Here is a 22,792-nt window from a genome sequence, read left to right as displayed (position 1 = left end):
TCGCGGGCCTACTCGCCAGCTTCCTTAGCCGGTTTCTGACCAAGTTCCCCCAGCGACCGGAACACCACAAAGAACGATGGTACGAACAGTAGGGCGAAGAGGGTGGCGGCGATCATACCGCCGACCACTGCGTTGCCGACCGCTTGGCGACTAGCGGCGCCGGCGCCTTGGGCGATCAAGAGGGGGAGAAATCCGAGCACCGACGAGAAAGCCGTCATCAGAATCGCACGAAAACGGAGCGAGGCCGCTTTTGCTGCGGCGTCGGCGATCGACATGCCGTCGCGACGCTGTTCGGCGGCGAACTCAACGATCAGAATCGCGTTCTTACTGGCCAAGGCGACCAGCAGCACCAGCCCGATCTGCGTGTAAACGTTGATGTCGGCGCCGCGGAGCGAAAGCAATATGACGACGCCTAAGGCCGCCAGGGGCACAACCGCGATCACCGCCATCGGACTGGTCCAACTTTCGTACTGGGCCGCCAACACCAAGAAGACGAGCACCACCGAAAGGCCCAAGATAAAGGCCGGCGACTGCAGGGGAGACTCCGCCTCGCTGAGCAACTTCTCCTGGTACGACATCCCAGTCCACTCAAAGGAAACCGAGGACGGAAGCTTTTCGGCCGCCATTTGCTCGAGCAGTTCCAGCGCTTCGCCAGAACTGAACCCTGGCGCGGGCGTGCCGTTGATTTGGGCGCTGGGATAAAGGTTATACCGCTGGATCACCTGGGGGCCGACAATGGTCGACAGCTCGACCAAGGTATCGGCCGGGACCATCTCGCCATCGGCATTGCGGACGTCGATTCGCAGCAAGTCCTCTGGCGTTACCCGAGCGTCCGGCTCGGCCTGGGCCCGCACTTGCCAGGTTCGCCCAAACTGGTTGAAGTCATTGATATAGGCGGAACCCATGTAAGCCTGCAGCGTACCGAACAACGAATCGAGCGATACGCCCAGCTTCTTCGCCTTGGTGCGATCGATGTCGGCGTACAGCTGCGGCACCGAAGCGCGAAACGTCGAGTTCATCCCGGTCAGCCCCGATTGGGAGTTTCCGTCGGCGACAATTTCTTCCACCAGCGACTGCATGTTCAACAGCCCTAGTCCGCCGACATCCTGCAATTGCATCTGAAACCCGCTGGCGTTGCCCAGACCATCGATCGGCGGTGGTACGAAGGCGATGCACTCGGCTTGCTGAACTTTGGCCAGCTCTTGCCGAATGTGGCTCATGATCGCGTCTTGGCTGAGGTTGCTGCTCGTCCGATCTTCCCATGGTTCGAACACAATCGAAACGAACCCATTGTTGGCGCCAACCGTTCCACTGAGGATTGAATAGCCGCTGATCGAAACCCAGTCGGCGACGCCGTCGGTCTCCGCCAAGATCTCGTCGACCTGCTCCATCACTTGGCGCGTCCGGCCCAGCGAAGCTGCGTCGGGCAATTGAATGTTGGCGAACGCATACCCTTGGTCTTCGGTCGGTAGAAAGCCTGTGGGGACTTGTCCAAATCCCCAGCCCGTGACGACCAACAACACGACGAAGAGGATCATGGTCAGCGTGACGTTGTGCACGCCCCATCGGATGACCGTCGAATAGCCGCTGGTCGCGGCGTCAAAACCGCGATTGAAACCGATGAAGCCGACCTTCAGGGCGCGATTGACGATTGACGCCAGCGCCCAGCCGACGACGATCGCGACGACCGAAATCACCGCGGCCGCCTGCCAACCAAGCGTCGACCGCGTCAGCCACCAGGCGATTCCCCCCGCCACCACGCCAACTAGGGGACCAGGGAGAAACGCGTTATTGTCAAACGACTCTTTCGCCGGACGCAAGAACAAGCCGCACAACGCGGGACTGAGCGTCAGCGCGTTGATCGTACTAATGATCACCGCCGCCGAGATGGTGAGTGCAAACTGCTGGTAAAGCTGACCGACGATGCCACCCATGAACGCCGTTGGGACGAACACCGCGAGCAATACCAGCGTCGTGGCGATCACCGGGCCGGTAATTTCCTCCATCGCTTTGACAGCCGCTTCCTTTGGTCCCAGCCCCGCGTCGAGATGGCGATAGGCGTTCTCGACCACGACGATCGCGTCGTCGACCACAATCCCAATCGCCAGCACAATGCCGAATAGCGTTAGCATGTTGACCGAAAAACCGAGCGCCGCCATCACCGCAAATGTTCCGATCAACGCAACCGGAATCGCGGCCGAGGGGACGATCGTCGCCCGCCAATCTTGCAGGAAGATGAAGATCACGAGCACAACCAAAGCGATCGCGACGAACAAGGTTTCATACACTTCGGCGATCGAGGCCTCGACAAACCGCGTCGTATCGAACGGAATCTCATAGCTGACGCCGGCCGGAAACCGCTCGCTCATACGATCCATCTCGCGGCGAATCGAACTCGCCAGATTGAGCGCGTTGGCGGTTGGCAGTTGATAGATCGCAATCGCGGCGCAAGGCTCGCCATTGGTGGTGGCGGTATAGTCATAGGTTCGGGCTCCCAACTCGACGGTCGCCACGTCTCGCAACCGGGTCAACGCGCCGTCGCCGCTCGTCTTCAGGATCAATTCTTCAAACTCTTCCGGATGCGTCAGACGCCCTTTGGTATTTACCACGTACTGAAACGCTGTGTCGTCCGGCGTCGGCGGTTCTCCGATACGACCAGCCGCCACCTGAACGTTTTGCTCTTGAACCGCGGCGATCACATCTTGCGGCGTCAAATTGCGGGCCTTCAGCTTCGCTGGCTCAAGCCAAATCCGCATGCTGTAGTCATCGGCGCCGAAGATCGACAGCGCGCCGACGCCGGGGACGCGACCGAGTTGATCACGCAAGTTGATCGTCGCGTAGTTGCTGAGAAACAGACTATCATGCCGCGGATCAGTCGACGTCAACGTGATGAACTGCACGATCTGCGTCGATTGCTTCTTGGTCGTCACTCCCTGGCGACCCACTTCTTCTGGCAGCCGCGGCTGGGCGATCGCGACCCGGTTTTGCACCAGAACGGTCGCCATATCCATATCGGTGCCGGTCTCGAACGTCACATTCAGCGTGTAGGCGCCATTGTCGGTGCAGGTCGACGACATGTAGATCATGTTTTCGACGCCGTTGACCTCTTGCTCGATCGGCGACGCGACCGTCTCTGAGACGACGCCGGGATTGGCGCCGGGGAAGTTCGCCGTTACCTGCACCGTCGGCGGCGTGATCTGCGGAAACTTGGCGACTGGCAGCGTCGACTGGGCGACAACGCCGGCGATGATGATCACGATCGAGATAACCGTCGCGAAGATGGGCCGATAGATAAAAAAGCGTGACATCAGTTGCGCCTGTCGGAGAGGAAGCTATTGCATGTTCTCGGCGTTGGCCGCATCGTCGGCGGGCGGCTGCTTGTCCTCCCCTTTTTCCGGGTTCAGCAGCGACTCGTCGACGCTCAGCTCGGTCATCACTGGCTTGACAGTCGCGCCGGGGCGACTGCGTTGTACGCCATCGACAACGACCCGATCCTCAGCCGAAATCGGCGTCTCGGCGTTTGGCGCCGGCGTGATCACGACCATCGGTCCAAACTTGGATCCTACAACGATATCGCGGCGCTCGACCTTGTCCTCGGCATTGACGACCAAAACGTAGCTGCCGGCCTGGTCGACGGCGGTCGCCCGCTGCGGCACAAGCAGCGAGTCGGGCCTTGACTTGACTGGAAAGCGAATCCGTACGAACAATCCCGGCGCCAGCCGCCCGTCGGTATTCGGAAAGATCGCGCGAACCGCAAAGGTGCCGGTCCCCTCCTCCACCGTCAGGTCGGTAAAGTTCAGCTTGCCTTGATACGGAAAACCTGCGTCCGTCGCTCGGGCGAGGAAGAACGGAATGTCGCGGCCGTTCCCCTCCTTCGGATCATGATCATCGACGAAAGAAAGATAGGCCCGCTCGCTGATCGTGAAGTTGGCGTAGACCGCGTCATTGGAAACGATCGTCGTCAACTGCGTGGCCGGCTGGGCCGAAACCAGATTGCCGACTTTCACCAGCGACTTACCGATGCGCCCATCGATCGGCGCCTTGACCGTCGTATAGTCAACATCGAGTTGCGCTTGATCAAGCTGCGCCTTCGCCGCATCAATCTGCGCGCCCGATCCGTCGACCTCCGCCTTCAGGCGAACCATCTCCATCTCGGAGACGGCGCCTTTCTTATAGACTTCCTTCTGCCGCTCCAGGTCGTTCACCGCCCGCTCTTTGGCTACTTCCGCCAATCGCAGTTCCGCCTGGGCGAGATCTCGCTTGGCGAGGAACTCCTCCGGCTCGATCTTGAATAAGACATCCCCCTGCTTTACGTCGTCGTTCGGCTGAAAGGCGATTTCCTCCAGCGTGCCGCTGACCCGAGCATGCACCTCGGCCCGCTCGACCGCTTCGGTCGTTCCGGTTTCCTCCTGATAAACCGTGACGTCGCGCACCAGCGGAAGCGCGACGCTAACCTCTGGCGGAGGCGGCGCGTGATATTGATTGGCGGGACGACAACCAGCGACCAGGCCGAAACCTACCAGCATCGCCATCGAGACTTGCAAGCGTGAGTGGCAAAAACGAGACAAGATTCCGCTCCCGTTATTAAGAACGGGCCCCTCTAGAAGCATGGTTTTAAGTCGAAGCGAGCGAGGCAGTTTGAATGGGGATCAAAAGCTGGCTCGAGAGACGCTGCACCGAAGATTTTCCCCATCCATTGTCGGCCCGAATCATAGCTGGCCTCGCTGGGAGTGTCAAATCATGCAGCACCCCAGTTGCGTTCGCAACGCAGCATTGATTTGGTTACAAAGAACGTTAGATCGTACGTTCGGCGCCCAGGAGTCTCCGCCGCCGTTTGCAAGCGTCACCTAGATCGCAGACCGTCATGAGCCGTCCAGAGACCGAATTTTGGCATCATTTCGATTCCAAAGAAATTACCTCTCGACTGGAAACCAGCGTTGAAGAGGGTCTCCCTCTACTGGAGATTCCGCGGCGGCGAAACCGATTTGGTTCGAACTCGCTGACCCAGGCGAAGGCCGAAACAAAACTGCAAATCTTCATCCGCCAGTTTCAACAGCCGCTCGTCTATATCCTTTTGGCGGCGACGGCGCTGACGATCGTGTTGCACGAATGGGCCGATGCGGCGGTAATTTTTGCGGTGGTGCTGGTCAACTCGATCATCGGTTTCGTGCAAGAGGCGAAGGCGCTGCAAGCGATTAATGCGTTGAGCAAGGCGCTCAGCAGCGAAGCGACGGTGATCCGCGGCGGCCAAACCGCCACCATTCCAGCCGTCGAACTCGTCCCCGGCGACTGCGTCAAACTGCAGTCGGGCGATCGCGTTCCGAGCGACATTCGTTTACTCAAAATCCGCGACCTGCAAATCGACGAGTCAGCTCTTACCGGCGAATCGGTACCGGTGGAGAAGTCGGTCGCCGAATTGCCTGAGCCGACCCCGCTGGCCGAGCGTCTCAACATCGCCTATTCGTCGACCTTGGTGACGTACGGAACCGGTATCGGTATCGTCGTCGCGACCGGCGATCACACCGAGATCGGGCACATCAACAAACTGATCGCGTCGGCCGATGTCCTGGAAACGCCGTTGGTGCGCCGGATCAATGAACTGAGCCATATGCTGCTGAAGGTCATTCTGCTGCTTGCCGGTATGGTCGCGGCGGCGATCTTGCTGCGCGGCGCACCAGCGGTCGAAGTCTTATTAGCTGCGGTCGCATTGGCGGTCGGCGCGATTCCGGAAGGGTTGCCGGCGGTCGTCACGGCGACGCTGGCGTTGGGAGTTTCGCGACTCGCCAGCCGCCGAGCGATTGTACGCAAGTTGCCGGCGGTCGAAACGCTCGGCAGCACATCGGTCATCTGCTCCGACAAGACCGGCACGCTGACGCAAAACCAGATGACCGTTCGACAGGTCACCACGGGGGACACTCAGTTCCATGTCGATGGCGCGGGATACGAGCCGGCCGGTACGATCTCGTGCGCGGATCGCCCAGATGAGGCCCCATCCCAAGATTCCCGTCTATCGGAACTGCTGCGAGCCGGCGCCCTTTGCAACGACACCCGACTATCGGCCGGCGACGATGGCGGCTGGAAGGTGGAGGGGGATCCGACCGAGGCGGCGCTGCTGGTATCGGCCGCCAAGCTCGGTCTAATACGTGATGCCGTCGAAGCGGAGTTCCCCCGCGTCGATACGATTCCTTTCGAGTCGCAATACCAGTACATGGCGACTCTGCACCAGTCGCCCCGCGCCGAATCGGTGGTGTACGTCAAAGGTTCGGTCGAGCGACTTCTGCCGATGTGTCGGCAATGGTCAGGCGGCGGTTCTCTTGTCGCAGCCAACGTCCATGCCCAGGTCGAAGCGATGGCGTCGCAAGGGTTGCGAGTGCTCGCGTTCGCCAAAAAGATCGTCTCTCCGGAACAGACCTCGCTAGAACATGCCGATCTTAGCGACGGGCTCGAATTGTTGGGATTGCAGGGCATGATCGACCCGCCCCGTCCCGAGGCGATCCAAGCGGTCGCAGCGTGCCAAGGCGCCGGTATCCGCGTAAAAATGATCACCGGCGACCATGTCGGCACCGCGACTGCAATCGCCGCCCAGCTTGGTCTGCAGGGGCGATTTGATGAAGGGGGCGAAGAGTTATTCGGCATCACCGGCGTCCAACTGGAAAACTTGACCGACCGCGAGCTGATCGAGTCGGTTGAAGAGATCGCCGTGTTCGCCCGGGTCTCTCCGGCCCAAAAACTGCGACTTGTCGAGGCATTACAAGCTTGCGGCAATATCGTGGCGATGACTGGCGACGGGGTCAACGACGCGCCGGCGCTTCGCCAGGCGAACATCGGCGTCGCCATGGGAATCACCGGGACTGAAGTGACCAAGGAAGCGGCCGACATGATTTTGACCGACGACAATTTCGCGTCGATCGAGGCCGCCGTCGAAGAAGGACGGGGAATTTACGACAACCTCACCAAGTTCATCGCTTGGACGCTGCCGACCAACTTGGGTGAAGCAGGCATCATCTTGGTCGCCGCCTTTCTTGGATTGCAGCTTCCTATTACCCCGTTACAGATTTTGTGGATCAACATGTCGACGGCAATTCTGCTGGGCGCTACGCTCGCATTCGAGCCGAAAGAGCCCGGCATCATGTCTCGGACTCCGCGCGATCCGAACGAAGCGATCCTTTCGCTAGAGTTGATCATCCGCACACTCTGGGCCGGCGGCCTGTTGGTCTTCGCCACTTATGCGGTATTTGCGTTCAAAAAATCGCTTGGCGTCGACCTGGACTCGGCTCGCACGGCGTCGGTCAACGTCATCGTGATCGGGCAGGCCGCCTATTTGTTGACCTGCCGATCGGTGCGAGTCTCGTTATTCAAAATCGGCTTCTTTACCAACCCGCTGGTCCTGATCGGCATCGCGGCGATGATCGGACTGCAGTTGCTGTTAACATATCTCCCCCTTTTGAATCAGATATTCGGGACCGCCCCGACCAGTTGGCGTCCCTGGGCGTTGGCGGTCGCGGCCGGCTTGCTGTTGTTTACGCTGGCCGAACTCGACAAGCTGCGGACGAATCGTAAGCCCTCGTGAACCATCGACCATTCCAGTACCGGACATGAGCGACTTGAACTCGCCAACGAGGCCAACCGACCGTACTTGGGACTTACCCAAACGCCCTTGGATCATGCGAATGACCTGGTCGGAGCTATTGTTCGCGCATTGGCCAGTTGATGCACAGCAATTGGCCTCTTTGATTCCCCACGGACTGACGCTCGACACCTACCAAGGGAAGGCATGGATCGGCGTCGTTCCGTTCTATATGTCGGACGTCGCGCCTCGATGCTCGCCTGCGTGGGGACGGTTGAGTCGCTTTCCGGAGCTGAACGTGCGAACCTATGTAACGCTCGACGACAAACCAGGCGTCTGGTTCTTTTCGCTCGACGCCGCCAGTCGCTTGGCCGTCCGCGCCGCCCGGGCGACGTTTCATCTTCCCTACATGGACGCCACCATGTCGCTTTCCCCACGCGACGACGGCCAGGTCCATTACCGCAGCCGCCGGACGCACCTGGGCGAACCGTCGGCCGACTTTGACGCCAGCTACCAAGCAATCGGCGAGCCGCTACGCGCGAAGCCAGGCACGCTCGAGCATTGGTTGACCGCCCGCTATTGTCTTTATTGCAGCGACCGCCGAGGCGGCATCTATCGGGGCGAAATTGACCACGAACCATGGCTATTGTCGCCGGCCGCCTGGACGCGTCGGATCAATACGATGTGCCAGCCGCTGGGGCTCGACCTAATCGGCGACCCGCATTTGCTATGTGCACAGCCGATCTCCGTAAGAGCTTGGATGGCGACGCGTTGCGACTAAATCGCTCGATCGGCGCGAACCCAATTCGTCTTTTTCTCTCCTTCTCCCTCAGAAGGAGAATTCTCATGAATCGCTATTACGACGACCAGTCCGACTCTCAGCAGTCATCCGACGACGGATGAGGCGGTGACGGTATGTCGTTGTAACCATCAACAAGACTCCCAAGCCCGCCTGGTTCTTTTGACTCGGCGGGCTTTTTTCGTGAATACGCGTTGAACTTTTTTCCATGTCGGCTGCTCTGGCGATGCACGGGCACAAAAAGACGGCGGAGGCTGCTCACCTTCGTCGTTGGTCAGCCGGCATGTTGTTCCTAACCATAGGAGGTTTTGAGCTATGGTCGCCAAACGTAACGTTAACGTCGGAACCATCGGTCACATCGACCACGGCAAGACGACCCTAACCGCAGCGCTGTTGCGCGTGCAAGCGGCGAAAGGGCTGGCGAAAGTGAAGTCGTACCAGGACATCGCCCGCGGCGGCATCGTCCGCGACAAGGGGAAGACGGTCACGATTCTCGCTTCGCACGTTCGGTACGAAACCGAGACGCGCGTCTACGCCCACATCGACTGTCCCGGCCACGTCGACTACATCAAGAACATGATCACCGGCGCGGCCCAAATGGACGGCGCGGTGCTCTTGGTCTCGGCGGTGGACGGGCCGATGTCGCAAACCCGCGAGCACTTGCTGCTGGCGCGGCAGATCGGCGTTCCGCACCTGGTCGTCTTTATGAATAAGTGCGACCTGGTCGAAGACGCCGAGCTGTTGACGTTGGTCGAGCTGGAAGTTCGTGAGCTACTGACGCAGTACGGCTTCCCCGGCGCCGAGATCCAGGTGATTCGGGGTTCGGCGAAACTGGCGGAAGAGTCCCCGTCAGATCCGCAGGCCAGCCAGTGCATCCATGACTTGCTCACGGCCCTCGACACGTCGATTCCGGACCCGGTCCGCGAAATCGACAAGCCGTTCCTGATGCCGATCGAGAACGTGTTTTCGATCGCGGGTCGCGGAACGGTCGTCACCGGCAAGATCGAGCAAGGAACAGTGCGCTCGGGCGATGCGATCGAGATTGTCGGTCTGCGCGATCAGACCGTCAGCGACATCGTCACCCAGGTCGAGTCGTTCGCCGAAGTGCTCGAAAGCGGTCAGGCAGGCGACAATGTCGGCTGTTTGCTCCGCAAGGCGCGAATGGCGGACGTGCACAAAGGCCAGGTGATCGCCGCCCGCAGCTCGGTGACGCTGCGTCGTCAATTCGAGGCCGAGGTCTACGTACTGACGAAGAAGGAAGGTGGCCGGCACACGCCGTTCTTCAACGGCTACACGCCGCAATTCTTCTTCCGCACCGCCAACGTCACCGGCAAGACGCAAGTCGTCGGCGACGCGACGATGGCGATGCCCGGAGACGGCGTGCAGCTGCAAGTCGACTTGCAGCATCCGATCGCCGTCAGCCTGGGGGACCGCTTCGCCATCCGCGAAGGAGGCAAGACCGTCGGTTCCGGCGTCGTTACGAAGGTAGCGACCTAGCGAAAAACCTCAACGCCTGCGAGTTGCGCTGGTCGCCTCGCAGGCGTTTTTTCTCCATTATCCCGAATCACAGTGACCGTCCATGAGATGGATTTGGAAACCATTGCAAAGTATGATTCAGTAATTCCCGCCTCTATTTCCTTCCTCCCCCTTTCCCGTCGTATGAACAACGCAATTCAAGCATTCGCGGTCGCGATTACTCTTCTCCTGCTCCCCAGCACGCTCCTCTCCAAAGAGCTGCACGTCAACGCCCAAACCGGCAGCGACGCCAACTCCGGCAATCTGGACGAACCCTTCCAGACGTTGCAAATGGCGATCAAGGCGGCCCAGGAAGGAGACGTCATTCACCTCCATCCCCGAGGCGCCCTTTATCGCCAATCAGGCTCGTTTGGCCGACGCAAGGGGATCACGATTGAAGGACACGGGGTCACGCTCGATGGCTCCGATCCGCTGCCGGAAGATGGTTGGAAGAAGGTTGGGGAAAAGCTCTACCGCCGGAAAATGAAGCGAACTCCCTTGGACCGTCATCTGCTGATTATTGACGGCGTGATGCAGCGGATGGGGCGGACGCAGAGCGACAATTCGCCCGACTTTCCTGCAGCGACGGACCTAAAGCCAGGCGAGTTTTGCTTTGAAAACATCGACGACAAGCAGGGCTGGCTCTACGTTTGCGGGTCGACCAAGAACCTGCAGTGGTCGACCCGCGTCAATGGCATCGCCGCTGGCGGCGTTTGCGAGCGACTGGTCGTCCGCAACTTGAACACCCGCAACTTTCTGAATGACGGGTTCAATGTGCATGGCGACTGCCGTGAACTGAAGTTTGATAACATCCACGGCTACGACTGTTTCGACGAAGGCTTCTCCGCCCATGAATCGGCCCAGTGCGAGATCGACGGCGGCAAATTCTATGGCAATGAGAACGGCATCGCCGACGTCAATTCGACCGAGACCATCTATCGCAATTGCGAATTCTACGGCAACGTCAACGTCGACGTGCTGCTGATCGGCAAGGCGCATCAGCTGATCGATTGCCAGATTCAAAACACGACGACCGCCGCGGCGCTCCAGGCCGGGCCTCGCACCAAAGAGCAATCCTTCGACTTGGTGCTCGACCGCGTTTCGATCATTGGCGAACTTCCGAAGCGGCCTGCCCCAATTCGCGTCAATGGCGGCGTGCTGCTCTTGAAAGACTGCAAGCTGGACGACGTTAACCTGAACACGATCGGCGCCGACGTCAAATATCAGGGCAATACCATCGTCAACGGCAAGTTGGTTGAGCAGCCGTAGGTTCTCGCCGTTCTTCTATTTTGGCGACTCCGGCGAAAAACTGGCGGCTATTCACGTTCTGTTCAGGTTCGGTTTGGATAATTCGACCTATCGCAACATGCGTTGTTGATACACAATCCCAACCGAGAGGAGCACGTAATGATGAAGTTCTTCGCCATTTTCGCCGTCCTGTCGACCGCCGCCGCGACGCTCGCCCTGGCGCCTCCGCCGGGCGACTGTAAAAAAGGGGCTGGCGGCCCAGGACAAAACTGCCCCCAGAACGGAGATCCGCTGATGCGAGAAGATGGCCGCCCCCCTGGTCCTCCCCGTCCTGGCGATGAACGCGGCCGCCAAGGTCGGCGACCGCCCCGCGCCGGTGATGCGCCAAAACAACCGCAGGTCGATCTGACGAAACTAGCAAAGGGGACCGTCGTCTTCCAAGGCGGGTACGAAACCGATCCCCGCGATGGCGGTCGCCCCGTCGTACTGGTGGCGGCCGGACTGGGCGTCACTTCCGATGTCTTCCGCGACGCCTTCAGCGGCGTCCGTCCCGCTCGCGGGCGAGGTCCCACCGGCGAAGAGGCTCGCCGCAACAAGCAAGTCTTGATGACGGCGCTGGCGCCGCATGGCGTTACCAACGATCGACTCGACGAGGTCTCCAACTACTATCGCTATCGCCCCGAAAGTGGCCAACTGTGGACGCACGTGCCGGCCGCCGCGACCGCAATCGTCAATAATGGCCAGGTCACAGGATTGAAGATCACTAACCCTGGCGCCGGTTATTCGTCGCCGCCGGGCGTGGTAATCGCCGGCTATCCCAACGTCAAAGTCAAAGTCGACATCGAGTTTGGTAAAGAACTGAAGACGAACGGAAAGGTGACGTCACTGACGTTGGTCAAGTAGAATTGACGGTATCTGTAAGACTCCGCGTCCGTTCCGCTAGCGGCGAACGGACGCCTTTTCTTCACGCCTGAACAGCGAATCATCCATTGCGTGTGTTGGTAGTCGAAGACGATCCCGATTTGCTCCGCGGTCTCACCCAGGCATTGCGTGAAGAGCAGTATGCCGTCGACGCGGCCGCCGACGGTGCTGACGGATTGTTCAAAGCGCAATCGTGTGACTACGACGCGATCGTACTCGACGTGATGCTGCCGGGGATGAGCGGGTTCGACCTGCTCCGTCAGTTGCGCACCGCAAAGAAAACGCCGGTCCTGCTGCTGACGGCCCGCGATGCGCTGCAAGATCGCATTATGGGTCTGGACGAAGGCGCCGACGACTACCTGGTGAAACCGTTTGAGTTGGCGGAGCTGTTTGCGCGATTGCGGGCCATCATCCGCCGCAGTTCCGGTCAGGCGAGTTCGATCCTGAAAGCGGGCGACGTCTTGGTCGATACCGCCGCCCAAACCGTGATCTATCAGGGAACCCCACTGACTCTCTCTGCCCGCGAGTATCGCCTGACGGAACTGCTGCTGCGTCATCAAGGCGCCTTAGTGACCCGCACGATGATCTACGAGCACCTGTTCGACGAGAACCATGATTCTCTCTCGAACCTCGTTGACGTCTACATCTCGCGTCTTCGCGCCAAGCTCGGCGGCGACTTCATCACCACCCGCCGCGGACAAGGATACATCGTCGATGTCGAAGCGGCCTCCTAAACCGATGCTGGGCCCTTTTCGCGTGCGATCGCTGCGGGGGCGAATTCAGCTGTGGTATGCGGCCGTCTTGGCGGCGGTGATCATCGCCTTTGGTTCGGTCCTGTATTTTGTCCATCGCTCCAGTCGGTTCCACGAGATCGACAACGAACTGTCGAGCGCCGTCGAGGTATTGATGGGCCAGTTGCGCGCCGCCGATCGGCAAACGCGCGACGGTCTCCTGCATGGCGCCCCGACCAGCGAGGCCAACACGCAGCGACTGCGAGACGCGATCGCCAAGCTGAACGCCGACCTGCGGGTGCCGTCGACCTTCGCTCCGCGCAAAATCGCCCATCCGTATGAAGCTCCCTACTTCGCAATCTGGCGTTTCAACGGCAGCCCCGCCGCCTTGTCGACCACGGCGGAGATTGGCGAGCTCGCGCCGCCGACCATCGACGCCCAAGCGATTGCCCGACGCATCACGTACCGCAATCGCGGGCTATTCCGCGAAGCGTACGGGCAAGGCGCCGACGATGCAATCGTGCTGGTTGGCCGTTACATCGGCCCCGACGTTCGCGACATTCGCAACATCCTACTTTTGATCTGTACCACCGGCGTCGTCGTTTTTGCGATCGGCTTGATCGGCGGCTGGTTGGTTTCGTCCCATAGCATCCGGCCGCTGCTCGACATTCGCCGCGTCGCCGCGGACATCGGAGAGCGAAATCTCGCCGATCGAATCAAAACCGAGCGAATGGACCTGGAACTGGCCGACTTGGCGAACATTTTGAACGACACATTCGCTCGGCTCGAAGCCGCCTTCGCCCGCCAACGTCAGTTTACGGCCGATGCGTCGCACGAGTTACGAACCCCCTTGGCGGTACTGCAAATGCATCAGCAGTTGGCGCTCGCGCGCGAGCGTTCTCCCGAAGAGTATCGCGAGGCGCTGGAAACCTGCCAAAAGGCGACCCGGCAGATGCGGCAGTTGGTCGATTCGATGCTAACGCTCGCTCGGGCCGACGACAAAACCAGCCCGGCCGGCCCCCAAAAGTTCGATCTCAAAGCGCTGGTCGAAGATTGCCTGGCGCAAACGTCCTTGCTGCTAACTTCTCACGAAATATGCGTCGCTGCGAACCTTGGCGCCGTCCCTCTCTCCGGTGACCGCGATCAGCTAGGGCAGGTCATCACCAATCTGCTGACGAACCTGACCGTCCATTGCCCGCCTCAAACGATGGCGACGATCACGATCACCTGCGAAGAGGAAACCGCGGTGCTGACCATCGCGGACGACGGGCCGGGAATCGCCGCGACCGATCTGCCCCAGATTTTCGATCGCTTCTACCGGGTCGATCAGCCCCGTTCGCGTCAATCTGGCAGTGCGGGACTAGGGTTAAGCATCTGCCGGACGATCGTCGAAGCGCATGGAGGCGCGATCACGGCCGAGAGCCACGTCGGCGCCGGTACGACGTTCCGAGTCATGTTGCCAGCGGCGTCGGATTGTCATCACGACGACGCTACTTCTTGAAAAGTGGTTTCGATTGCAGGAAGATGGAGATCCACATTTCCACTTCCCACCTGAGGAGCCCATCTCGTGAAACGTTTCTTGTTTGCCCTTTCTCTTCTGCTGCTCGCATCGCAACTGCAGGCGGAAGAGCTAAAAGATTTGCACGATCTCCCGTATGGCGATCATCCCCGCAACGTTCTCGATTTCTATCCCGCCAAGTCGGACAAGCCGACGCCGGTCGTGTTTTACATCCATGGCGGCGGTTGGCGCCGCGGTGACAAAAAGTTCAATGCCAAGCCGGTTACCGACAAGGGAATCTCGGTCGTCGCGATCAACTACCGCTACGTCCAAAACGGAGAAGAACAAGGGGTAAAGCCGCCGGTCAAAGCTCCGCTGAGCGACGCCGCTCGGGCTTTGCAGTTCGTCCGCTCGAAGGCCAGCGAGTGGAACCTCGACAAAGAGAAGATCGGCGCCACCGGCGGTTCGGCCGGCGCGTGCAGTTCGCTGTGGCTGGCGTTTCATGACGACATGGCCGATCCCAGCAGCGATGATCCGATCGCTCGCGAGTCGACTCGTCTCGCCTGTGCGGCGGTCAATGGCGCCCAGGTGACGCTCGATCCGAAGCCGCTCCGCGAGTGGATGCCGAACTACAGGTACGGCGCCCACGCCTTTGGCCTGAAAAACCTGGAGGCGGTGATCGCCGACCGCGAGTCGCTGTTGCCTTGGATCGAAGAGTACTCGCCGATGGCCCACGTCTCGAAGGACGATCCGGCAATCGGCTTGTTCTACGGCGGTCAGGAACCGGTCGTCGGCTCGTCCCCGAAAGACCCGACGCACTCGGGCATCATGGGCGTGAAACTGGCTGAAAAGCTGAAGGAAAACGACATCGAAGTTGTTCTGGTCCACCCGGGGGTCAAAGACAAGAAGTACCGGAACTCGACCGAATTCTTGATCGACTATTTAACGAAGTAGCCTAGCAGTCCGTTGATTTTCTCAACGGGCTGCGATGGCGAGTACTGGGTCGCCGGCTCGGTCAACTATGGACTCGCTCGGTCGGCCAAAGAAGGAGTCGATCTGAGCGTCAACAGTTCTCCGGCGCTGGGAAGTTGGCAGCCCGGCACCTGCAACTTTTTGTTTGCCGACGGCTCGGTTCAAGGAATCACGGTCAGCGTCAATCCCAGCGTACTCGTGTCGCTGGGAGGGGCCCTGGAAGGCGATGTAGTGAGTCTCCCCTATTGCGAACGTTTTTCTGCCTATCAGCGGTCGCCCTTTTGGCGCCGCTTCTCGGGTGTGGTAGCCAATCGATGCATCCCGTTCAAGGGAAGATCCATTTTCCTGATGGGGCTCCCTTGACCACCGGTCGGGTCGTACTGGAAGGCGGCGACGTCGACTCCGGTTCGTGGGGCTTGATCCATCCAGACGGCTCCTTTCAGCTTGGCGCCTTCGACGTAGACGACGGCGTGCCCCCAGCAGTCCGTTGATTTTCTCAACGGGCTGCTGGATCGCAGGGATACGATCCCAAAATAGCGACGTAAGTCGTTATTTTGCGAGCCGCGAAGAGCTATGCTCTGAGCCTGGCGAGGTTGAAAAATGCCACGATGGCATTTTTCAACAAGCAGCCAGGCGTCTATCGCGTTTACATCGAGAATGCGATGACGCTGCCGCCAGACAATTGGGGCGATCGCGACTTCACTCCCCGACCGCTGATTCACGCCCGGTTCGCTAATCCCGAGACGTCGGGTGAAACGGCTGGCCGATCGAGCTACAATGGGGTTCATCACCCGCGGGCATCCCAATCCCGCCGCACCCCGCCATCCTTCGATCCGCCAGGAACCTACCCGCCATGTCGTTTCGCTCTGCCCTGCTGTCGCTGTTGTTGCTACCGTGTGCGTCGCTTGCGGTCATCGCCGCCGAACCGGATGCGGTCGAGTTGCCGGCCAAAGAGAATTTCCAGCTCTTTCTGCTAGTCGGGCAATCGAACATGGCGGGCCGCGGTAAGGTTGCGCCGCAAGACAAAGAAGCGAACCCACGCGTCCTGACGCTCAATAAGCAGGGAGAGTGGGTCCCCGCGGTCGATCCGATTCACTTTGACAAGTCGATCGCCGGCGTCGGTTTGGGACGGACCTTTGGCCTGGAAATCGCCAAGGCGAACCCCGACGTCACGATCGGTTTGATCCCGTGCGCCGTCGGCGGCACTCCGATCGAGCATTGGGTCCCCGGCGCCTACGATCCCCCGACCAAAACCCATCCGTACGACGACATGTTGCCCCGGGCGAAAAAGGCGCTCGAGTCAGGCACGCTGTGCGGCATCCTCTGGCACCAAGGGGAAGGGGACGCCAATCCCACGCGCTCGAAGGCGTACGAAAAGAACCTGACCGAGCTGGTCGACCGCCTGCGGAAAGAGCTGGATGTCCCCGACGCGCCGTTCATCCTTGGGCAGCTCGGCCAATTTGAAGGTCGCCCTTGGACCGAGAGCACGCATGCGGTCGACAAGGCCCAGCGTCACTACGCCGAAACCCACGACAACGCCTTGTTCGTTTCGTCAGACGGCTTGAACCACAAAGGGGACAACGTTCACTTCGACGCCGCATCGTACCGCGAACTGGGGAAGCGTTACGCCAAGGCGTATCTCGAGATGCCCCAGCCAAAGTCGGCGTCCAAATAGACGGGGCGACCGGCGTCCGGTCGATCGAATCGAATCTGCTACAATAGAAGGCCGTTTTCTCGATGCCTTGTTGTAGCTTAGGTTGGTGCAGATGCGTCTGTTCGCAGGAACCCAATTCGATATTCCGCCGAAGTGCGACGACTGTGGTCAATTGGAATCGGAGTGTGTTTGCACGCCGGCCGAAAAAGCGGCCAGCGCCGCTCGCCGTGAAGCGGCAGCCGTAGAAGAGGCCCGCGAAGCGGCCCGCTTGCCGCCTGACAAGCAAACGGCCGTCATCAAGATCGAAAAACGCAAAGGGGGCCGCAAAGCGACCGTCATCACCGGGCTGACCGACGGCGCCAACGATCTGCCCGCGCTGCTGAAACGTCTGCAAGCCGACTGCGGCAGCGGCGGTACCGTGAAACCGAAGGAAAACCTGCTGGAGATCCAAGGGGATCACGCGGCAAGGGTTCGGCAAACGCTGACGGCGATCGGCTATAAGGTCAAAAGTTAATCTAGCTGCCTGTTGAAAAAACAACAGACTGCTAGTCTACGGAATCAACACGTCGACCGGTTCGCCGGTCTGCTTGTCAAACACCTGCGGCATTCCGGCCGTCACCAACGTGACGGAGCGCCAGCGGGCCGGATCGATTGGTCCAGCCGCGACGCCAAAATAAGAGACGCCCGCCGAAGCGTTGGCGAAATGCGTTTCAATCTCCTGTGGCGTCAGCGGAAAGTCATACAGCGCCACTTCATCAATCACACCGGCGAATGGCTCTTGCATCCGCCACATGTTGCCGATGACCGCCGGCGCCGATCCGCCGCACAGCACCAAGCCGCCAACCGGAAATTGATGCCCAAACCGCAGTCGCCCGTCGATGTAAAGCGACTTCTTGCCGCTGAAGCTGTCGTAGGTGGCGACCACATGATGAGGATTTCCATCGGTTAGCTCCTCGACCGTCGGTCGACCTTCCCGACCATCAAGCGGCATATCAAGCTCGCTATACCCCTGGTTCTCGATATACAGACCAAACGATAGACACGGCCCCGGCGTCACTTCCGGCGTGTCGTAATCGCCAACGTCTCCATCGTTCTGAAACGAAAGCAGGATGCGATAGACGCCATCTTCTTTCCGAAAGATCTCGTCGTAGTCAAACTGCTTCCCGGACCAGTTGGAGATAAACAGCGCTTCCAGCGTGATGCCGCTGCTGCAAGCCATGCCTCCTTCACCGACTTCGCCGCCGGTTCCTTCGTCGCTCTGCAAGTAAGATTCTGGTGAGTTCTCGAACGCCGCGGCGCCATCGCCAACGATGCCTGTCGCCCGGGTCGTCCGCTTGCCCCAGGTCATCGGCGTAGGAACCGCTTGCTCGGCGTTCTGCCCGCTTTGATCAAAGTTCCAATAGTAAAGCGGTCGCCGAATCCGCGCCTGCACGTCGACCTGCCCGCTTAGCGCCTCGACGCGAATATGCCGATCGTCGAGCATCGCCACCTGGTACTCGGCGCCGGAATCGACCACCCGCAGGTTGGCGGCAGTGACCGAAAACCGCGACTCCGGACCATCGGGCTTGGCGTGCACAACGCCGTTGTACAAGACGCCGCCGCTGCGCGAAGGAACTCCCAACATCGCTGGTCCGGTCACCCGGACGCTAGCGCCGCCGTTGGACGCGAACTCGGTCTCGCCCTGGTCTACCGACAAGGTCATCGGGCCGAGTTCGTCGGCGCCCAACTTGCCGACCATTCCGAGCGGCGGCTGACGATTGTCGTAGCCGCTTCGGGCGTCCGTGAGCGTCGGCGGAGGAAGATCGACGTTTGAGCGAACCAGTTTCGTCGTGACGATTCCCACCGCTAACAACACCGAAGCGGCCGTCGCGATCGAGAGGTAGACCAACCGCCAATCGCGTCGCGTCGTTTTCGGCGCACTCGAGATTGGCTCCTTGGTTTTCTCGGCGGTCGCCGCCAGAGCAGGCGAAGAGAGGGACAATTGACCATGCAGCAGCGCATACCGCAGATAGGCGACCTGTGCGGCCGGATCGTTGGACAGCAATTGCTCTAGCTGAGCAACGTCTTCAGCGGTTGCCGAGCCGTTTAACTGTCGATCGGTCAGTTCCAAGATTTGCTGGTCGTTGGTCACGTGGTTCTTTCTGTCTGGCGACTCATCAGCCCGTCTCGCCGCTCAGCTTTGACTCGACGCATTGCAACAGCGCGCGGCGCATCACCTTCAGCGACTTGTAAACGGCATGGACCGAACGATCCCAAGCCTGGGCGATTGCGGCGGCCGACTGATTCTCTCCGTAAAACAATCGAATGAGCTCTCGCTGACGATCGCTAAGCTGGCCAACACATTGGTCGAGCGCCTGTTGCCGCGGCTCCATTTCGCCCACCCTGTCAATCGCGACGGTCGAAAGTTCGGCCAGCAGCGTCTCACTAAAAACATGCCGATCTCGATCGCGCGTCCGCCAATATTTCAGCACCTGGTGTCTGGCAATTCCGAGCGCCCAGCGAGCGAACTCCTCATCTCGCCGAAACGTCGCGAAGCTTCGCCACAGTTCCAGACTCGTCTCCTGGAAGACGTCATTGGCGACCGCATGATCATGGATTAGCGCGCGAATGTAGGCTAACACCCGCAATTGATCGCGGGTGAATAGACGAAGAAACGCTTCGTATTCGGCCGAATTGGCGGGGGACTTGTCTGGCACAGCGGTTTGCTATTTCGTCTCGCAGAATCGCGGATCCTTCATTCTACTCGCTCTCCTCTCGGCACGACGGCAAGTCGAGGACTGGCTATTAAGGGTATGGCGCGGCCAGCCGCGATTTAGTACCCCCCAAAAAACGTCTGACGACATTTTTTAGGTACCAATTGGGCGTCGATCGGGTCAATTCTTAGTGAACGCCCCTCATCACCTCCTTTCCCGCCTGGTACTGCCCACCATGTATTTCCGATTGCCTGCTACGATCGTCCGCAGCGTCGCGATTGCGGGTTGGTTTCTCTTGCTAGCCGCAGACGCCACGCATGCCGCCGATTTCTTTTCCCAGCAAGTCGCCCCGATCTTGGAAAAAAAGTGCCTTGGCTGTCACAGCGGTGACGACCCGAAGGGAGATTTTTCGCTCAGCACCGCCGAGTCTGCCTTTGCCGACGGATACATCGAGCCGGGGGACGCCGCCGACAGTCACCTGATCGAATTGATCACGCCCCAAAACGGCGCCGCCGACATGCCCAAAGACGCCGATCCGCTGAATGCGGCCGAGCGAAAGACAATCGCCAAGTGGATCGAGGATGGCGCCCGCTGGCCGGATCGGTTCGTTTTGCAGGAACCGGAAGTGGCCGACTTCGATTGGTGGTCGTATCAGCCGGTGGTTCGCCCTGACATTCCCAATACTGGCGGCGACTGGGCCCGCACGCCGATTGATCATTTCATCGCCCAGGCCTGGAAATCGCGTGGCCTGCATGCATCTCCCGAAGCGGATCGCGGCGCCTTGATCCGCCGCGTTACCTACGACTTGATCGGCCTACCGCCAACGCCCGAAGAGATCACCGCCTTCGAGCAAGACGACGATCCCGACGCCTACGAGAAACTAGTCGATCGCCTGCTGGCATCCGATCACTACGGGCAGCGCTGGGCGCGGCACTGGCTGGACGTCGTCAAATATGCCGACACGTGCGGCTATGACAAAGACAAGTTGCGTCCTAACGCGTGGCCTTATCGCGACTACGTGATCCGTTCGCTGAATCAGGACAAACCTTACGCCCGTTTCGTTCAAGAGCAAGTCGCCGGCGACGTCCTCTTCCCTGGCGAGCCGGACGGTGTTCTCGGGCTCGGTTTCTTAGCGGCCGGCCCCTGGGACTTTATCGGCCATGTTGAGGTGCCTGAGTCGAAGATCGATGGCAAGGTTGCCCGCAACCTCGACCGTGACGATGTCGTCGCCAACGTCATCAACAGTTTCTGCAGCGTGACGGTCCAGTGTGCACGCTGCCACAATCACAAGTTCGATCCGGTCACGCAGGAAAACTACTACAGCCTGCAGGCCGCCTTCGCCGCAATTGATCGTGCGGAACGCCCCTACGATCAAGCTCCGGAAGTCACAGACCGCAAGCGAGAGCTGGAGAAACGGAAGACGGAGCTTCGATCGGAACTCGCCGAACTCGATCAACAAATTAACAAGGCGGCCGGTCCTCGCTTGCCGGAGATCGACAAGGCGCTGGCCGAATTGAAGTCAAACGGGGCGGTCGATAAGGCGCCTGCGTTCGGCTATCACAGCGCGATTGTCGCGAGCCGGACCAATGCGAAGTGGGTGGAAGTCGATCTTGGCCAGCCAACAACGATAAAGGAGTTGATCCTACATCCCTGCCATGACGACTTTGCCGGCATCGGCGCGGGGTTTGGATTTCCGGTTCGCTTTCAGGTCCAGGCTGCACAGAACGCAGGCGAGTGGCTCATCATCGCCGACTTTACCGATGCCGACTATCCGAACCCCGGCTTGGCGCCGGTATCACTTGAGAACCTGAACCAGCCGTTTCGCTTCCTCCGCGTGACCGCCACGCAACTCGGCGAACGCAGCAAGGACTATATCTTCGCCCTGGCCGAGCTGGAAGCGCTCAACCCCGCCGGCGAGAACGTCGCACTTGGCGCCAAGGTTCGCGCGCTTGACTCGATCGAAGCGCCGGTCCGTTGGGCTCGCACCAATTTGACCGATGGCCTGTGGGCTCGCGATACCGATCCGCGTCGAGCGACCAAGATCGCAGCGCTAACCGCCGAACGTTCCAAGCTGATCCCTCCCGAGCGAGAGCGACAGCGCACCCAGCTGCAACAATCGCTGGCGGCGATCGATCGCGACATCGCCAAGCTTCCGCCAAGTCGCATGGTCTACGCCGCCGCGACCAACTTTCCCGCGCAGGGAAACTTCAAGGCGACCGGCGGGAAGCCGCGCACGATTCGCTTGCTGCATCGGGGAGACGTGCAAAATCCTCGCAAGGAAATGTCCCCCGGCGTGTTGCCGCTGGACGCCAACTCCCCCTGGCGGCTACCTAGCGATCTGAGCGAAGGAGAGCGACGGGCGGCAGTCGCCCTCTGGTTAACCGCCGACGAGCATCCGCTGGTTTGGCGGTCGATCGTCAATCGGATCTGGCAGTATCACTTTGGCGACGGCATCGTCGCCACCCCCAACGACTTTGGTCGAATGGGCGCTTTACCAACCCACCCGCAACTGCTCGATTGGCTGGCGTGTGAGTTTCGCGACAACGGGCAATCCTGGAAAAAGCTACATCGTCTGATCGTGACCAGCAGCGTCTATCGGCAATCATCGGAACATGACCCTGCCCAGGCCAAGCTCGACGCGGGCAATCAATATCTCTGGCGGATGAATCGTCGCCGGCTCGAAGCGGAGGAGATCCGCGACTCGATTCTTGCGGTTAGCGGCGTTCTCGACGCCAAAATGGGCGGCCCTGGTTTCTACCTGTTCGCGCTCGAGAAAACGACCCACTCGCCCCACTACGAGTACCACAAGTTCGATCCGTCCGATCCCGCCACGCATCGCCGCAGCATTTATCGGTTTATCGTGCGCTCGCAGCCCGACCCTTGGATGACGACGCTTGATTGCGCCGACTCGTCGCAAAGCACGCCGCGCCGCAACGAAACGCTCACGTCGCTCCAGGCTCTCTCCTTGCTGAACAATCCGTTCAACCTGCTGATGGCCGAGCGATTTGCCGAGCGACTGCAACAAGAGCGCCCCACCCTGCCCGAGCAAGTCGATCGCGGCGTGCTGCTCGCCACCGGTCAATCGCCGGACGAAGCGCAGCGGGCCGAGATGGTCGCTTACGCCGAGCGACATGGCCTGGTCAATCTCTGTCGGCTGCTATTTAACCTAAGTCAATTCGTCTTTGTCGACTAAC

The 22,792-nt window shown here is 60.0% G+C and carries 16 protein-coding genes; 12 read left to right on the top strand and 4 right to left on the bottom strand.

The genetic code is table 11. The annotated features are described in order from the left end of the window. Positions 1-8 precede the first annotated feature (8 nt). Positions 9-3,308 (bottom strand): efflux RND transporter permease subunit, encoded by a 3,300-nt coding sequence (locus Enr8_RS20450; RefSeq protein ID WP_146435248.1) that lies wholly within the window; start codon positions 3,306-3,308, stop codon positions 9-11. Positions 3,309-3,332: 24 nt separating this feature from the next. Then, positions 3,333-4,568 carry an efflux RND transporter periplasmic adaptor subunit gene (locus Enr8_RS20445; protein ID WP_186767765.1) on the bottom strand — a complete coding sequence of 412 codons (1,236 nt, stop codon included), beginning with the start codon at positions 4,566-4,568 and terminating at the stop codon, positions 3,333-3,335. Positions 4,569-4,864: 296 nt separating this feature from the next. On the opposite strand from Enr8_RS20445, the gene Enr8_RS20440 reads away from it, so the two are divergent. From Enr8_RS20440 to Enr8_RS20390, 11 genes are all read left to right on the top strand, one after another. Continuing rightward, entirely contained in the window at positions 4,865-7,570 is a 2,706-nt protein-coding gene (locus tag Enr8_RS20440) for an HAD-IC family P-type ATPase (RefSeq protein WP_146435243.1), read from the top strand. A 100-nt stretch (positions 7,571-7,670) separates the two neighbouring features. Then, entirely contained in the window at positions 7,671-8,348 is a 678-nt protein-coding gene (locus Enr8_RS20435; protein WP_246120180.1) for a YqjF family protein, read from the top strand. A 333-nt stretch (positions 8,349-8,681) separates the two neighbouring features. Continuing rightward, a complete protein-coding gene (gene tuf, locus Enr8_RS20430; protein ID WP_146435235.1) occupies positions 8,682-9,863 on the top strand; it encodes an elongation factor Tu in 1,182 nt (393 codons plus the stop codon). A gap of 162 nt (positions 9,864-10,025) precedes the next feature. Beyond that, the gene (locus Enr8_RS20425; RefSeq protein WP_146435232.1) at positions 10,026-11,150 is read left to right on the top strand and encodes a hypothetical protein; all 1,125 of its coding nucleotides are present in this window, start codon (positions 10,026-10,028) and stop codon (positions 11,148-11,150) included. Positions 11,151-11,288: 138 nt separating this feature from the next. Continuing rightward, entirely contained in the window at positions 11,289-12,032 is a 744-nt protein-coding gene (locus Enr8_RS20420; RefSeq protein ID WP_146435228.1) for a hypothetical protein, read from the top strand. 92 nt (positions 12,033-12,124) lie between these two features. Beyond that, positions 12,125-12,784 carry a response regulator transcription factor gene (locus tag Enr8_RS20415; RefSeq protein ID WP_246120179.1) on the top strand — a complete coding sequence of 220 codons (660 nt, stop codon included), beginning with the start codon at positions 12,125-12,127 and terminating at the stop codon, positions 12,782-12,784. Then, on the top strand, positions 12,765-14,282 hold the full coding sequence (locus Enr8_RS20410; protein ID WP_186767764.1) for a sensor histidine kinase: 1,518 nt from the start codon (positions 12,765-12,767) through the stop codon (positions 14,280-14,282). Before Enr8_RS20415 ends, Enr8_RS20410 begins: the two co-directional genes overlap by 20 nt. Before the next feature lie 66 nt (positions 14,283-14,348). Next, the gene (locus Enr8_RS20405; protein WP_146435219.1) at positions 14,349-15,233 is read left to right on the top strand and encodes an alpha/beta hydrolase; all 885 of its coding nucleotides are present in this window, start codon (positions 14,349-14,351) and stop codon (positions 15,231-15,233) included. Between the two features lie 12 nt (positions 15,234-15,245). Beyond that, a complete protein-coding gene (locus Enr8_RS20400) occupies positions 15,246-15,614 on the top strand; it encodes a DUF1559 domain-containing protein (protein ID WP_246120178.1) in 369 nt (122 codons plus the stop codon). Between the two features lie 490 nt (positions 15,615-16,104). After that, positions 16,105-16,926: a sialate O-acetylesterase gene (locus Enr8_RS20395; RefSeq protein ID WP_146435216.1), complete on the top strand. Its 822-nt coding sequence runs from the start codon at positions 16,105-16,107 to the stop codon at positions 16,924-16,926. Between the two features lie 91 nt (positions 16,927-17,017). After that, on the top strand, positions 17,018-17,419 hold the full coding sequence (locus Enr8_RS20390; RefSeq protein WP_146435213.1) for a translation initiation factor: 402 nt from the start codon (positions 17,018-17,020) through the stop codon (positions 17,417-17,419). Positions 17,420-17,455: 36 nt separating this feature from the next. On the opposite strand, the gene Enr8_RS20385 is transcribed toward Enr8_RS20390, so the two are convergent. Together Enr8_RS20385 and Enr8_RS20380 are read right to left on the bottom strand one after the other, a co-directional pair. After that, positions 17,456-19,036, bottom strand: coding sequence for a LamG domain-containing protein (locus tag Enr8_RS20385; RefSeq protein ID WP_146435210.1), 1,581 nt, complete (start codon positions 19,034-19,036; stop codon positions 17,456-17,458). Positions 19,037-19,061: 25 nt separating this feature from the next. Beyond that, positions 19,062-19,601, bottom strand: a complete 540-nt coding sequence (locus tag Enr8_RS20380) for a sigma-70 family RNA polymerase sigma factor (RefSeq protein WP_146435208.1) — start codon at positions 19,599-19,601, stop codon at positions 19,062-19,064. Between the two features lie 244 nt (positions 19,602-19,845). On the opposite strand from Enr8_RS20380, the gene Enr8_RS20375 reads away from it, so the two are divergent. Beyond that, positions 19,846-22,791 (top strand): DUF1553 domain-containing protein, encoded by a 2,946-nt coding sequence (locus tag Enr8_RS20375; RefSeq protein ID WP_246120177.1) that lies wholly within the window; start codon positions 19,846-19,848, stop codon positions 22,789-22,791. The last annotated feature ends 1 nt before the right edge of the window (position 22,792 follow it).

The sequence above is a fragment of the Blastopirellula retiformator genome, from assembly GCF_007859755.1.
Classification (GTDB): domain Bacteria; phylum Planctomycetota; class Planctomycetia; order Pirellulales; family Pirellulaceae; genus Blastopirellula; species Blastopirellula retiformator.
This window is presented reverse-complemented; position numbering and strand designations above follow the sequence as displayed.